The 12,767-nt window shown below is 73.4% G+C and carries 12 protein-coding genes; 7 read left to right on the top strand and 5 right to left on the bottom strand.

Features of this window, described 5'->3' with window-relative positions:
- Positions 1 to 27 precede the first annotated feature (27 nt).
- Positions 28 to 2,424: a right-handed parallel beta-helix repeat-containing protein gene (locus ACFW22_RS27640; protein WP_386409514.1), complete on the top strand. Its 2,397-nt coding sequence runs from the start codon at positions 28 to 30 to the stop codon at positions 2,422 to 2,424.
- On the opposite strand, the gene ACFW22_RS27635 is transcribed toward ACFW22_RS27640, so the two are convergent.
- Complete coding sequence (locus tag ACFW22_RS27635) at positions 2,394 to 4,808, bottom strand: hypothetical protein (protein ID WP_386409512.1); 2,415 nt, start codon at positions 4,806 to 4,808, stop codon at positions 2,394 to 2,396. The genes ACFW22_RS27640 and ACFW22_RS27635 overlap by 31 nt on opposite strands.
- 133 nt (positions 4,809 to 4,941) lie before the next feature.
- Between ACFW22_RS27635 and ACFW22_RS27630 the strand changes: the two genes are divergently transcribed.
- The 3 genes from ACFW22_RS27630 (at position 4,942) to ACFW22_RS27620 (ending at position 6,878) form a co-directional block, all read left to right on the top strand.
- A complete protein-coding gene (locus ACFW22_RS27630; RefSeq protein WP_386409510.1) occupies positions 4,942 to 5,769 on the top strand; it encodes a DeoR/GlpR family DNA-binding transcription regulator in 828 nt (275 codons plus the stop codon).
- Positions 5,766 to 6,203, top strand: coding sequence for an SRPBCC family protein (locus ACFW22_RS27625; RefSeq protein ID WP_386409508.1), 438 nt, complete (start codon positions 5,766 to 5,768; stop codon positions 6,201 to 6,203). The genes ACFW22_RS27630 and ACFW22_RS27625 overlap by 4 nt, the downstream gene beginning before the upstream one ends.
- 174 nt (positions 6,204 to 6,377) lie before the next feature.
- Positions 6,378 to 6,878, top strand: coding sequence for an SRPBCC family protein (locus ACFW22_RS27620; RefSeq protein WP_386409506.1), 501 nt, complete (start codon positions 6,378 to 6,380; stop codon positions 6,876 to 6,878).
- On the opposite strand, the gene ACFW22_RS27615 is transcribed toward ACFW22_RS27620, so the two are convergent.
- Positions 6,838 to 7,968 carry a PLP-dependent cysteine synthase family protein gene (locus tag ACFW22_RS27615; RefSeq protein WP_386409504.1) on the bottom strand — a complete coding sequence of 377 codons (1,131 nt, stop codon included), beginning with the start codon at positions 7,966 to 7,968 and terminating at the stop codon, positions 6,838 to 6,840. The two genes, ACFW22_RS27620 and ACFW22_RS27615, sit on opposite strands and share 41 nt — an antisense overlap.
- Before the next feature lie 186 nt (positions 7,969 to 8,154).
- Here ACFW22_RS27615 and ACFW22_RS27610 point away from each other — a divergent pair, with 186 nt between their 5' ends.
- Together ACFW22_RS27610 and ACFW22_RS27605 are read left to right on the top strand one after the other, a co-directional pair.
- Positions 8,155 to 8,469 carry a hypothetical protein gene (locus ACFW22_RS27610; protein WP_386409502.1) on the top strand — a complete coding sequence of 105 codons (315 nt, stop codon included), beginning with the start codon at positions 8,155 to 8,157 and terminating at the stop codon, positions 8,467 to 8,469.
- Positions 8,470 to 8,639: 170 nt separating this feature from the next.
- Positions 8,640 to 9,233 (top strand): ATP-binding protein, encoded by a 594-nt coding sequence (locus ACFW22_RS27605; RefSeq protein WP_386409500.1) that lies wholly within the window; start codon positions 8,640 to 8,642, stop codon positions 9,231 to 9,233.
- A 46-nt stretch (positions 9,234 to 9,279) separates the two neighbouring features.
- Here ACFW22_RS27605 and ACFW22_RS27600 read toward each other — a convergent pair whose 3' ends face one another.
- Both ACFW22_RS27600 and ACFW22_RS27595 read right to left on the bottom strand, forming a co-directional pair.
- A complete protein-coding gene (locus ACFW22_RS27600) occupies positions 9,280 to 9,567 on the bottom strand; it encodes an SHOCT domain-containing protein (protein WP_386409498.1) in 288 nt (95 codons plus the stop codon).
- Positions 9,568 to 9,829: 262 nt separating this feature from the next.
- Positions 9,830 to 10,618 carry an SAM-dependent methyltransferase gene (locus tag ACFW22_RS27595; protein WP_386409496.1) on the bottom strand — a complete coding sequence of 263 codons (789 nt, stop codon included), beginning with the start codon at positions 10,616 to 10,618 and terminating at the stop codon, positions 9,830 to 9,832.
- A gap of 256 nt (positions 10,619 to 10,874) precedes the next feature.
- Between ACFW22_RS27595 and ACFW22_RS27590 the strand changes: the two genes are divergently transcribed.
- The gene (locus ACFW22_RS27590) at positions 10,875 to 11,357 is read left to right on the top strand and encodes an SRPBCC family protein (RefSeq protein ID WP_386409494.1); all 483 of its coding nucleotides are present in this window, start codon (positions 10,875 to 10,877) and stop codon (positions 11,355 to 11,357) included.
- 52 nt (positions 11,358 to 11,409) lie between these two features.
- Here the strand turns inward: ACFW22_RS27590 and ACFW22_RS27585 are convergent, their stop codons facing one another.
- On the bottom strand, positions 11,410 to 12,636 hold the full coding sequence (locus ACFW22_RS27585) for an ROK family protein (RefSeq protein ID WP_386409492.1): 1,227 nt from the start codon (positions 12,634 to 12,636) through the stop codon (positions 11,410 to 11,412).
- Positions 12,637 to 12,767 lie beyond the last annotated feature (131 nt).

The raw sequence follows: 12,767 nt of genomic DNA, 5'->3' as shown, positions 1-12,767 counted from the left end.
AGCACGAGGCGGGGGCAGGACACACCCATGGCACAGGGCACGGTCCAGGTGACGCACACCGGCACATCGCGGTGGCGGCGCCGCACGGGTGAGTACCCCTCCCTCGCCGCCGCCCTGGAGGCTGCGAGCGACGGGGACGTGCTCACCGTCGCGCCCGGCACCTACCGGGAGAACCTCGTCGTCCGACGGGCCGTCACCCTGCGCGGCCCCGAAGGCGGGGGCGGTTCCGTGCGGATCGCACCCGCGGACGGCGTCCCGCTCACCCTCCGGGCCTCCGTGACCGTCCAGGACCTGCACGTCGAGGGACAGGACGTCGCCGCGCCCGCGGTGCTCGTCGAGGACGGCACGCCCGAGCTGCTCGACCTCCGGATCATGACCCGCTCGGCCGCCGGGATCGAGGTGCGGGGCGCCGCACGGCCGACGGTCCGCCGGTGCACCGTCGACAACCCGGCCGGGGTCGGCATCGCCGTGCTCGACGGCGCGGGCGGCGTGTTCGAGGAGTGCGAAGTGGTGTCCGCCGGACAGGCGGGCGTCTCGGTGCGCGGCGGAGCGCATCCGCGCCTGGAGCGCTGCCGGGTGCACCACGCCTCGGGCGCCGGCATCGCCGTCACCGGAGAGGGCAGCGCCCTGGAGGGCGTCGGCTGCGAGGTGTACGAGATCAAGGGCGCCGGGCTCCAGATCGCCGCCCGGGCCACCGCCCACCTCACCGACTCCTCCGTGCACCGCACCTCGGCGGACGGCATCACCCTGGACACGGACGCGGTGCTCACGCTCTCGGACTGCGACATCCACGACGTTCCGGAGAACGCGGTCGACCTGCGCTCGCGCTCGGTGTTGACCCTGACCCGGTCGACCGTCCGCCGTTTCGGCCGCAACGGCCTGTCGATCTGGGACCCGGGCACGCGGGTGGACGCCAATCGGTGCGAGATCCACGACAGCACGGGCGACTACCCGGCGGTGTGGGTGAGCGACGGCGCGACCGCCGTCCTGGAGGCCTGCCGGGTGCACGACGTGCCGGACGCGCTGTTCGTCCTCGACCGGGGCTCGCGCGTGGACGTCGTCGACAGCGATCTCACGCAGGTGCGCAACACCGCGGTTTCGGTGAGCGACGGCGCCACCGCCCAACTCGACGACTGCCGCATCCGGGAGGCCTCCACGGGCGCCTGGTTCCGCGACCACGGCAGCGGGGGCACCCTCGGCGGGTGCACGATCGACTCCGTGCAGACCGGGGTGATCGTCACCAAGGGCGCCGACCCGACCATCGACCGGTGCACGGTGACCTCCCCGACCGAAGCCGGTTTCTACGTGTCGGCGGAGGGACGCGGCTCCTTCCACGGCTGCCGGGTGACGGGCAGCGGCGGCTACGGCTTCCACGTCACGGACGGCTGTCGGACCCTGCTGCGCAAGTGCCGTACGGAGCGGTGCGCACGCGGCGGCTACGAGTTCCCGGAGGAGGGCGCGAGTGCAGAGGACTGCACCAGCGACGAGAGCGCGGTCCGTTCCTCCGTTCCCGACGGAGGAACGGTCCTGACGGCCACCCAGCCGACCGGCCTGCTGGGCGCGGTGCCCCCTCCACGCCCCACGGTCGCCGTGCCGGAGCCCGCACCGGAGAACCGCTCCTCCCAGGACGTGCTCGGCGAATTGGACGCGCTGGTGGGCCTGGAGAGCGTCAAGTTGGAAGTGCGGACCCTCACCAACATGATCGAGGTGGGACGCAAGCGGCAGGAGGCGGGGCTCAAGGCGGCCTCGGTCCGTCGCCACCTGGTCTTCACCGGCAATCCGGGCACCGGCAAGACGACGGTGGCCCGGCTGTACGGCGAGATCCTCGCCTCGCTGGGGGTCCTGGAGCGCGGGCACCTGGTGGAGGTGTCCCGGGTGGACCTGGTCGGCGAACACATCGGTTCGACGGCGATCCGCACCCAGGAGGCCTTCGACCGGGCGCGCGGCGGGGTGCTCTTCGTGGACGAGGCGTACGCCCTGTCACCGGAGGACTCTGGCCGGGACTTCGGGCGCGAAGCGATCGACACGCTGGTGAAGCTGATGGAGGACCACCGGGACGCGGTGGTGGTCATCGTCGCCGGCTACACGGCGGAGATGGAGCGCTTCCTCACCGTCAATCCCGGTGTGGCCTCGCGCTTCTCGCGGACCATCACCTTCGGCGACTACGCGCCGGACGAGTTGCTCCGGATCGTCGGCCAACAGGCGGAGGAGCACGAGTACCGACTCGCTCCGGGTGTCGACGGGGCCTTGCTCGCGTACTTCGAGAAACTGCCCAAGGGACCCGCCTTCGGCAACGGCCGTACGGCTCGCCAGACCTTCGAGTCGATGGTGGAACGGCACGCGGGCCGGGTCGCCCTGCTCGCCGAGGCGAGCACGGACGACCTGACCCTGCTCTACCCGGACGACCTTCCCGAACTCCCCTGATCCGAGCGGCTGTCGTTGCCGCGCTGGTGGGGCAGGGCAGGGGGGAGCCGGTCGAGGAGTGCGGCACGGTGCCGGTCGAACGCGGGGTCGGCCTGGTAGGCGGAGTGTCCCAGGACCGGTTCGGGCAGTGGGTGCCGGCGCGTCCGGCCGTAGGCCACCGGGTCCAACAGCACCGCTCCGTCGACGACCGGGCGGCCCTCTTCGGCGGGGACCCGGACCGGACCGCCGATCGGATCGGTGGCCCGGTACAGATTGCTCCAGCAGCGCACCGTACGGTTCAGCGCGCGCAGCGCACCGGGGCCGAAGTAGGCCGGGAACCAGCGTCCGTAGAGCCGCTCCAGGGGCGATCCGTAGGTGAGGAGGGCGACCCGGCTCCGGGTGTCGGGCGGTAGCTGCCACACGGCGGCGGCGGCGAGGACGCTGCCCTGGGAGTGCCCGGAGATCACCAGCCGACCACCGGTGCGGGCGGTCCAGGAGCTCATCCGCCAGGCGAGGTCGGGAACCGCCCGCTCGGCGTAGCAGGGCGGGGCGAAGGGGTGGGCTGCGCGGGGCCAGAAGGTGCCGACGTCCCAGAGGATGCCTATGGTGCGGCGGGCCGAGGCGTCGCGGTAGGCCCGCCGCCCCCAGGTGACGAAGAGCAGGAAGCCGAAGCCGACCATCCACGAGCCGAGGGCCTGGGCCGCGGAGGCGAGGGAGACGACCGCGGGATGGGCTCCGCCGAAGGCCCGGCCGGGTACGGTGCCGCTGGCCCAGGCACCCGCGACGGCCCCGGCTCCGAGGAGCAGGGCGGCCCCGGAGACCATCCCGACGAGGAGGGGCGCCGAATCGGTGAGCGAGGCACGGGCCCGGTCGGCGGCGATCTCTCCGGTGCGGGCCCGCTCGTGTGCGGCGCCGGGGTAGTCGGACTCCACCTCGGGGCGCAGACGGCGCGCGTCGAGGGCGGTCCGCACGACGAGGGCGGCGGCCGGCACGAGCAGCAGCAGGAGCAGCACCGGAATGACGGAGGCCTGCCAGCTGAGGAGGACGGGCGGGCCGATTCCCGCACCTGTGCGCACGGGGGCGTCAGGACCCGCGGGGCCGTCGAGCCAGTCGGCGACGCGCTGGGCCACTCCCCCGGACATCACTCCGGCGAGCGCGCAGGCGAGCATGGCGACGGCGGGCCCGCCGAGTCCGCGCAGCGCGGTACGGGGGTCGCTGCGGGGGCGTTGGAGGAGCAGCGCCACGACGCCCAGGGCGACGACCAGACCGCCCTGGGCGAGGGTCAGGGCGCCGAAGGCGGCGTCCCCGGGGAGGGTGCCCGTGGAGGTCCAGCCCGGGCGGGGCCAACAGGCGTGCAGGGCGGTCAACAGCAGCAGGGCGAGGGAGGCGCCGGGGAGCCAGGTGACGAGGGCGCGTTCGACGCGCAGGTCGAGCTGGCGCTCGCTGCGACCGCGTCGGCAGACCACGCCGAGCACGACGACGCCCAGGACCACGACGGCGCCCTGGAGGACCCACCCGAGTGCGGTGCGCAGACCGGGGGCCGCGGCGTCGTGCCGGGCGGTGGCGAGGGCGAGGGCGGTGGTGACGGTGAGGAAGCCGGCTGCGGTGTGGGCGGCCCGCAGCCGGGCGACGAGTCGGCGCCCGTACCAGAAGCCGGGCCGTCCGAGGACCGGGCGGGGGTCGACCGGGCCGGCGGGACCGACGGGGCCGACGAACCCGACGGGGTCAGCGGGATCGGCGGCCTCCGGGACGCCGGGGAAGGGGGCATCGTGACCGGTGGGCGGGAGTTGGGCCTCGTAGGCGCTCCAGGTCCGATGGGAGAGGTACCAGAGCAGGCCGACGAGTGCGGTGGGCACCAGGGCGGCGAGGGCGAGGCGACGGCCGGGCGCCGACCACCATCCGTTGCGTTCGGCGGAGAGGAAGCCGAGCCAGGAATAGGCGTCGGTGCAGCTGGGTGCCGCGGCGCACTGCCAGGCCGTCAGGTCGAGCGCGACCTCGCACGCCGCGGCGGTGAAGAGCACGGTGAGGGTGAGGGCGACGAGCCGGACGAGGAGGCCGTAGAGCCGGACGAGGCCCGGGCGCCCCTGGGCGGGCGGGCGCATCCAGTGCGCCAGGTTGGCGATCATGAAGGGCAGGAGGAGCAGCCACAGGGCACGGGCGCCGTCGCCGGAGGTCAGATTGGACCAGCAGTACGCTTCCTGGATCGGGCGCGCCGCGTACCTCTCGGGGTGCTCCTCGGCGTCGAGGTCCTCGGTGCGGCGGTACACGGCCGCGGTGCGGTCGCCGGTGACCCGCGTGCTGCGGGGGTCGTCGAGCATGGACTCGGGGGTCGCTCCGCCGACTCCGTGGACGAGGAGTTCGAGCGCCGCGCCCCCGCTCTCCGGGGCGGGTGTGGCAGGAGACACTGCGGGGTCTTCCTCTCGGAGTGGGAAGATGCGACGTCGGCAACAGGATCGCGGACGGCCGTGGAACGCGCACGGTCCCTCGCCGAATCCGACGCGCATTCCCTCGTCCCCTGCGGAAGGACCGGCCCCGGCGGTGACTGACAACCAGAACCTCCTCGCAGAGCAACGACGTGCCCTGATCCTCGACGAGGTTCGGCGGCGTGGTGGTGTCCGGGTCAACGAACTGACCCGGCGCCTGAGCGTCTCGGACATGACGATCCGGCGCGACCTGGACGCACTGGCCCGGCAGGGCATGGTGGCGAAGGTGCACGGCGGGGCCGTTCCGGTGGTCGAGGCGAGCACCCACGAGCCGGGGTTCGAAGCCAAATCGGTACTGGAACCGAGCGCCAAGGACGAGATCGCCCGGACGGCGGTGGCCCTCGTCGCGCCGGGCACGGCGATCGCGCTGTCCGGTGGAACGACGACCTACGCGCTGGCCCGCCATCTGCTCGACGTGCCCGACCTGACGGTGGTCACCAACTCGGTGCGGGTCGCGGACGTCTTCCACGAGGCGCAGCAGGCCGGGGGTACCGGTGAGTCGCGGCGCGGCGCCGCGACGGTGGTGCTGACCGGCGGGGTGCGGACGCCCTCCGACGCCCTGGTCGGACCGGTGGCGGACCGGGCGATCCGCTCGCTCCACTTCGACCTGCTGTTCCTCGGTGTGCACGGCGTGTCGGTGGAGGCCGGGCTCTCCACGCCGAACCTGGCGGAGGCCGAGACCAATCGGTGCCTGATGCGCTCGACGCGACAGGTCGTGGTGGTCGCCGACCACACCAAGTGGGGGACGGTGGGCTTGAGTTCCTTCGCCACCCTGGACCAGGTCGACACCTGGGTGACGGACGGGGGCCTGCCCGAGGGGGTGCGGGCCGAGGTGACGGAGCACCTGCCGGGACTCGTGGTCGCGGGCGAGGAGCCGGCATGATCCCCTTCCTGGTGGAGCGGACGGTTCCGTTGCCCTCGGAGGAGGTCTGGCGACGGCTCACCGACTGGCCGGCACACGGTGCACAGGTGCCGCTGACCCGGACGAGGGTGCTGACGCCGGGCCCGAGCGGGGTCGGAACCCGGTTCGCCGCGCGGACGGGGATCGGGCGGCTGTCCTTCGACGATCCGATGGAGGTGGTCCGCTGGGAGCCCCCGGTGGACGGGCGCCCCGGTGTCTGCCGTCTGGAGAAAACGGGCCGGGCCGTCCGCGGTTGGGCGCTCATCGAGGTGCGGGGAACGCCGGGAGGGGGCTGCCGGGTGCGGTGGACCGAGGCCCTGACGGTGCGGAGGGTGCCGAGGTCCTTCGACGGACTGCTCGCCCGCGCGGGGCGGGTCGTGTTCGGGCGGGCGCTGGACGGATTGCTGCGGGGCTGAGCCGCGGCCGGTGGGTGCGGGAGCGGGGTTCCGCATCGGGCGGGGCCTCCGTCGCGCTCCGCGGTCGGGGCCGACGGAGAACCGGGGTGCAGCCCCTGTGCCGCTGACCGTCCGTCAGCTAGGGTGCTCTCCCCCGCTCGCCCGCGTCTTCCCCGCCCCCGGGAGGTTCGGCCCATGACACGCCGACTGAGGCCGGTGGAAATCGACTTCACCGCGTCCGCGCCCGTCCGTCTCGTCTTCACCGCGGCTCTGGCCGCCCCGCCCAGGGCCGTCTACCGTTCGGTGGCCGTGGAGGTGGGGAGCCTGCCCTCCTGGTTCACGGCGGTCTCCTCCGCCGTCCCCACGGGCGACGGCACGGGCCGGACGGTCCGGCTGCGGGGCGGGGTGGCCTTCGACGAGACGGTCCTGGCCTCCGAGCCTGACCTGCGGTACGCCTACCGGGTGGACGCGACCAACGCTCCGGGCGTGACCGCCCTGGCGGAGGAGTGGGTGCTCGCCCCCGCCCGGAGCGGCACCCGCCTGCGGTGGACGATGGCGGCCGACGGCCCGCCCCCGTTCCGGCTGGCGCTGCGCCTCGCGGCGCCGGGCCTGCGGCTCTCCTTCCGGGGCGCGGTGCGCCGGCTCGACCGGCGGCTCACTCCGGCCAGACCCCCGTCGCCAGGAAGCGCTCGATAGCGGTCGTGTACGGGGCGATGTCCAGCCCCTGGTCGGCCAGCCAGGCGTCGGAGTAGTACTTGTCGAGGTAGCGCTCGCCCGGGTCGCAGATCAAGGTGACGACGCTGCCGGTGCTCCGGTGGGCGACCATTTCCGCCACGATCTTGAACGCGCTCCACAGGCCGGTGCCGGTGGAACCGCCGGCCTTGCGGCCGATCGCGGTCTCCAGGGCACGGACCGCGGCGATGCTCGCCGCGTCGGGCACCTTCATCATGCGGTCGACGGCCCCGGGCACGAAGCTGGGCTCCATGCGGGGGCGACCGATCCCCTCGATGCGCGAGCCGCAGTCGGCGGTGGCGTGCGGGTCGTGGTGGGTCCAGCCGTCGAAGAAACAGGAGTTCTCCGGGTCGGCCACGCAGATCCGGGTGTCGTGCTGCATGTAGTGGACGTAGCGGGCGATGGTCGCCGACGTGCCGCCGGTGCCGGCGGTGGCGACGATCCAGGCGGGCTCGGGGTACCGCTCCAGCTTCAGCTGCTGGTACATCGATTCGGCGATGTTGTTGTTGCCGCGCCAGTCGGTGGCCCGCTCCGCATAGGTGAACTGGTCCATGTAGTGGCCGCCGGTGCGCTCGGCGAGGGCCGCGGCCTCCTCGTACATGGTGCGCGAGTCCTCGACGAAGTGGCACTGCCCGCCGTGGAACTCGATGAGCCGGCACTTCTCGGGGCTGGTGGTGCGGGGCATGACGGCGATGAAGGGAACGCCGATCAGCTTGGCGAAGTACGCCTCGGAGACCGCCGTCGAACCGCTGGACGCCTCGATGACGGGCTTGTCGGGTCGGATCCACCCGTTGCAGAGGCCGTAGAGGAAGAGGGAGCGGGCCAGTCGGTGCTTGAGGCTGCCGGTCGGGTGGGTGGATTCGTCCTTGAGGTAGAGGTCGATGCCCCACTCCTCGGGGAGCGGGAAGCGCAACAGGTGCGTGTCGGCGGAACGGTTGGCGTCGGCCTGGACCTTGCGGACGGCCTCCTTCAGCCAGGACCGGTACACGGGGTCGCTGCGGTCGACGTCGACGGTGACCGCAGCGCCGGCCGTGGTCTCGTGGGTGGTGCTCATCCGTCCCTCTCCTCATGCATCGCATCGGGGTCTCCCCCTCGCCGACCATACCGCTCCCACCTGGGCAAACGTTCCCTTTGACGATCCATAGGGCTGCCTTGTGGAAGGGGTGGAGGGGGGTACTGGTGCGGGAGCCGACGGCCCGGCACACTGGGTACGACAAGCGGGTGAAAGGGGCGGATCCACATGGTCGAACCGGAGTTCAGCGCCAGGGGCGTGGAGATCACGCGCTGGCCGCGCTCGTTGACGCGCGCGGGCGAAGTGCGGATCGAGGACGGTCGTCTGGCGCTCCTGACGAGTTACGGCAGCGAGATCGACAGCGCTCCGGTGTCGGCGGTGCGGGCCGGACGCCCGTGGTTCACGAAGGGGGACGAGACCGTGGCGACCGTGAACGGAACGCGCTACCGGCTGACCCTGCACCCGGACGGCGACCAGGACGACAGCGGAGGGGTTTCGGGACGCTTCCTCGCCGCGCTGAAGCAGGCGGCAGGACGGTCCTGAGCTGCGACGGCTCGCGGCGAGTTGCGGGGCGGTCACGGCTGGTCCAGGCTGGAGTTCACCTCACTGAGGGTTGACCGGTGGTGACACCGTGATCGGTCACCACCTTTCTGTACCGCATTGACAGATCCGAATCTTCGTCTTCTTCCGGACCACTTCGGGGAGTCGCAGCCGTGATCAGCGAGCCGAGCAGGTACTACGCGGTGGAGCTCCAGGCCCTGCCGCCGCGGATCGGACAGATCCGCCGCATCATCTCCGCCCATCTTCGACATTGGCAACTGGACGCCTTGGTGGACCAGGCCGTGCTGGGCGTGACCGAACTCCTGACGAACGTGCACCGCCACGCCCAGCCGGACAAGGAGTGCACGGTGGAGATCGAGCTGTTGCTCGACCGCCTCACCGTGTCGGTCCGGGACCACGATCCCCGGCTTCCCGAGGTCGACGGTCAGGGCGCGCTCGACGCGGTGGACGACCTCGATGCGCTCGCCACCTCCGGCCGTGGCCTCGCCATCGTCGGGGCGGTCAGCGAGAGCTGGGGCATCCGTCCGTGCGGTGCCGCGGGCAAGGTCGTGTGGTTCACCCTCACGGCACCGCCCGCCGGCGATCCCCTCGAGGACCGTGCGCGCGCCGGGTACGGTGCCGCCCCGGAAAGCGTCTTCGCAGACGTCGGGTACAGCCGGTTCCCCGGCGTGCCCCTGAGCGCTCCGGCCGAACCGGTCACGGCCCCGTCGGTGGCCAGCCCGGTCCTGACGGGCCTGGCGGGCTGAGGGCTCCGTACCGGCGACGGGGCGGCGGCGACCGGGGCGGAGCGGGTCACGACCGGCGCCCCTGGGGAGCCGTGGCACGGCCGAACTGTTCCTCCAGGACGGTCAGCCGCCGCCAGTACTCGTCCTCGTCGATCTCTCCGGCCGCGAACCGGTGGCCGAGCAGCGCGAGGGGCGAGCGCTCGTCCGGTCCGCCGTCACCGCCGAACCGGACGCCCCGTCCGCGCCGCCACCCGGCGCGGCGGGCGATCGTGACGATCCCGATGACGACGGCGGCCCAGACGAGGGGGAGGAAGAGGACCCACGGGCCGGGTCCTGCATGGGCGAGCGTGTTCACGGCGGTTCAACTCCTCGATGTGGTGGACGCCCCGCGGTGCAGGGCGTGCACCGCGGTCGTGTCCGTGGTTCGAGGATCGCTCCGGGGAGGGGGGCCGGTCGTCGTACGGGCAGCGGCTTCCGGCGTACGACACGGGGAGTACCCGGCGGCCCCCGTTCTCCTCCCGCTCCGTGTCCCCGGGCGCGTCGTGCCCCGTGGGTGCCGTCCCGTCCGGTCGGAACGACCCGCCCGCACCGCCGCAGGGCCCTTGACGGGGTGCGGATCAGGCCACCGCGACGAGGGTGAGGTAGGCCATGCCGAGGACCCCCCGGTAGCCGTTCAACCAGCTCGCGCGCTGCCGGTCGACCCGCTCGCGGGTCTCGGGCGCGAGCGGGTGGTCGGGGTGGGTGGCGAGCCAGAGCTCGGTGTCGTACCGGTAGCCCGACTCGAACTCCTGCCACTCGTCGGCGTTCGCGGTCTCGATCCACAGGGGACGGAACCCCGCTTCGACCGCGAGGTCGACGAGGTCACCGAGGGCGAAGTGGTCACCGGCCGTCGCGCCGGGCCACATGCCGGCCAACTCCGCCTCGGTGGGCGTGCGCTCCCAGAAGCCCTCGCCGAGCACGACCCGCCCGCCCGGCCGGACCAGCCGGCGCAGTTCGCGCAGCGCCGCAGCGGGGTCGTGCGGCAGTTCGGGGTCGCAGAGCGCCTGGCTGGACCCGAGGCAGAGGACCGCGTCGACGGGCCCCCGGTCGGTGCCGAGGGCGGACTCCTCGACGAAGGCCACGCGGTCGGCGAGCCCCCGCTCCTCCGCGAGGGCCCGACCTCGGGCCAGGTCTTCTGCGTTGATGTCGATGCCGGTGCCCTTGGCTGCGGGGACCGCTTCCAGGAGGCGCAGCAGCAACTCGCCCCAGCCACAGCCGATGTCGAGGACGTCGGAAGGGCCGGCGGCGGCCAATCGCTCGATGAAGCGGGTGGAGCGGGCCTCGGAGAGCGGACTGTGGAAGGTGAGGCTGCCGAGACGCGGCGGAAGGTCGGACGACGGTGCGGAGGAAGGTGCAGAAGAAGTCACGAGGGGGAACGTTACGTCGCCCCGGCTCTCCCCGCGTACTGGTTTTTCCGGGGACCGCGCTCCGCGGGGAGGCCACGGGTGACCTGCGTCGCGGCCCCCGACGGCCCCGCCCCGTCCGCCGCTCCGGCGGACGCCCGCGCTTGCCCCGGGACGGCCTCCGCGTCCGGTGCGGGGCCGCGCCACGACGCCCTGCCCCGGCCTCCCGGCGCCGTCCGCGCCGGTGCGCGGCCACCGCCACCGGCCTAGCCTGGGAGGCGTGTACACCACACGCGTGTCCCGACACATCGCCGCCCCGGCTCCGGTCGTCTACCGGCTGCTCCTCGACCCGGACGCGGTCGCCCACTGGCGGGTGCCGTACGGGATGAGCTGCGAGGTGCACGCCTTCGAAGCGCGCGAAGGGGGCACCTTCCGGATCTCGTTGCGGTACGGTCCGGGCGGCGGCGACGGGAAGTCGGAGGCCCGGACGGACACCTACCACGGAACCTTCATCGAGCTGGTGCCGTACGAACGGGTCGTGGAGAAGATCGAGTTCGAGACGCCTGATCCCCGACTGCACGGCACCATGATCCTCACGACCACGCTGGCCGCCATCGAGGACGGCACCGAGCTGCGGATCGTCCACGAGGGGGTGCCCGACGCGGTTCCGGCCGCCGACAACGAGCTCGGCACCCACATGGCCCTGGACCGGCTGGCCGCACTGGCAGAAGGACGTCCCGACCCGCAGGCCGGTCGGGGGTGATCACCTCCCCGTGCCCCCTGCCCGGCACCACCCGGCGAGGAGGGGAACGGGCTCAGACCGGTTCGCGCACCAGGGCGGCCAGCGGGTCGTCCAGCACCGGCTGCCAGGCCAGTTCGGCTGCACCGACCAGACTGTTGTGGTCCAAGGTGCACGGGAGGATCGGAACGCCGCCGCTACGGCCCCATAGGCTTCGGTCGGCGACGACGGCCCGCAACCGTTCGGGGTCCGCGTCGAGGAGCTCGCGGTGGAGCCCACCGAGAATGATCCGATCGGGGTTGAGGATGTTCACCAGACCGGCGAGGCCGAGGCCCAAGCGGTCGATCAGCTCTCCGACCGCGACCCGGACACCCGGATCGTCCGGGCTCGTGCGCAGCAGGTCACGGGACTGCTGGAGCAGGGAGACCTCGGGGCCGGGGGCCCGGCCCGCCGCGGTGAGGAACGCGAGCGGGTCGGTCTCGACGTCCAGGCAGCCGCGGCTTCCGCAGTGGCACGGGCGCCCCTCCGGATGGACGGTGAGGTGACCGACCTCCAGGGCCAGGCCGGAGCTGCCGGTGTGGAGGCGGCCGTCGAGGACGAGCGCGCCGCCGACGCCCCGGTGGCCGGTGGCCACGCAGAGCAGGTCCCGGGCGCCGCGTCCTGCTCCGTGACGGTGCTCGGCGAGCGCTGCGAGGTTCACGTCGTTGCCGGTGAAGGCGGGGCCCTCGATGCCCGCGCTCCGTACCCGCTCGGCGAAGATCTCACGGACCGGAGCTCCGGCGGGCCAGGCGAGGTGGAGCGGGTTGAGCGCCGTCCCCTCGGGCTCGGCCACGGCGGAAGGGGCGGCCAGCCCGGCGCCGACGCAGCGACGGCCGCTCTCCGCGAGCAGCGCGGCACCCGCGTCCACCACCGCACCGAGCACCTGCGCCGGGTCGGCGGAGACGGTGACGCAGCCGGGGACCGTGGCCACGATGGTGCCCCCGAGACCGACGAGTGCGGCGCGGAACCCGTCCGCATGGACCTGGGCGGCAAGGACGACGGGCCCCTTCTCGTCGACCGCCAACCGGTGCGAGGGCCGCCCCTGGGAGCCCGCGGCGGCACCGGGGTTGGAGTCGACCCGGATGAGGCCGAGGGCCTCCAACTCGGCGGCGACGGCGCCCGCGGTCGCCCGGGTGACGCCGAGTTCCGCGGTGAGCACGGCCCGGGTCGGCGCCCTACCGGTGTGCACCAGTTCCAGCGCGGGGCCGAGCGCGTTGCGCCCCCTGTCCAACCGTGTCCGGGCCGTCGTCGCCTTGCCGTTCATGCAGGTGAGTCTCCCATGATCGGACGGGTCGAACGGCCCCCGGCCGTGGTGGTCCACGGCGGCCCCGGGAGGGCGGTCCCGAACCGCTCCGGGCACGACGGACCGCCTCCCCGGGGCGGCCGGGGCCCGAC

The sequence above is a fragment of the Streptomyces sp. NPDC058872 genome, assembly GCF_042743065.1.
Taxonomy (GTDB): Bacteria; Actinomycetota; Actinomycetes; order Streptomycetales; family Streptomycetaceae; genus Streptomyces.
The sequence above is the reverse complement of the archived record's forward strand: the minus strand, read 5'-3'. Positions and strand labels throughout refer to the sequence as shown.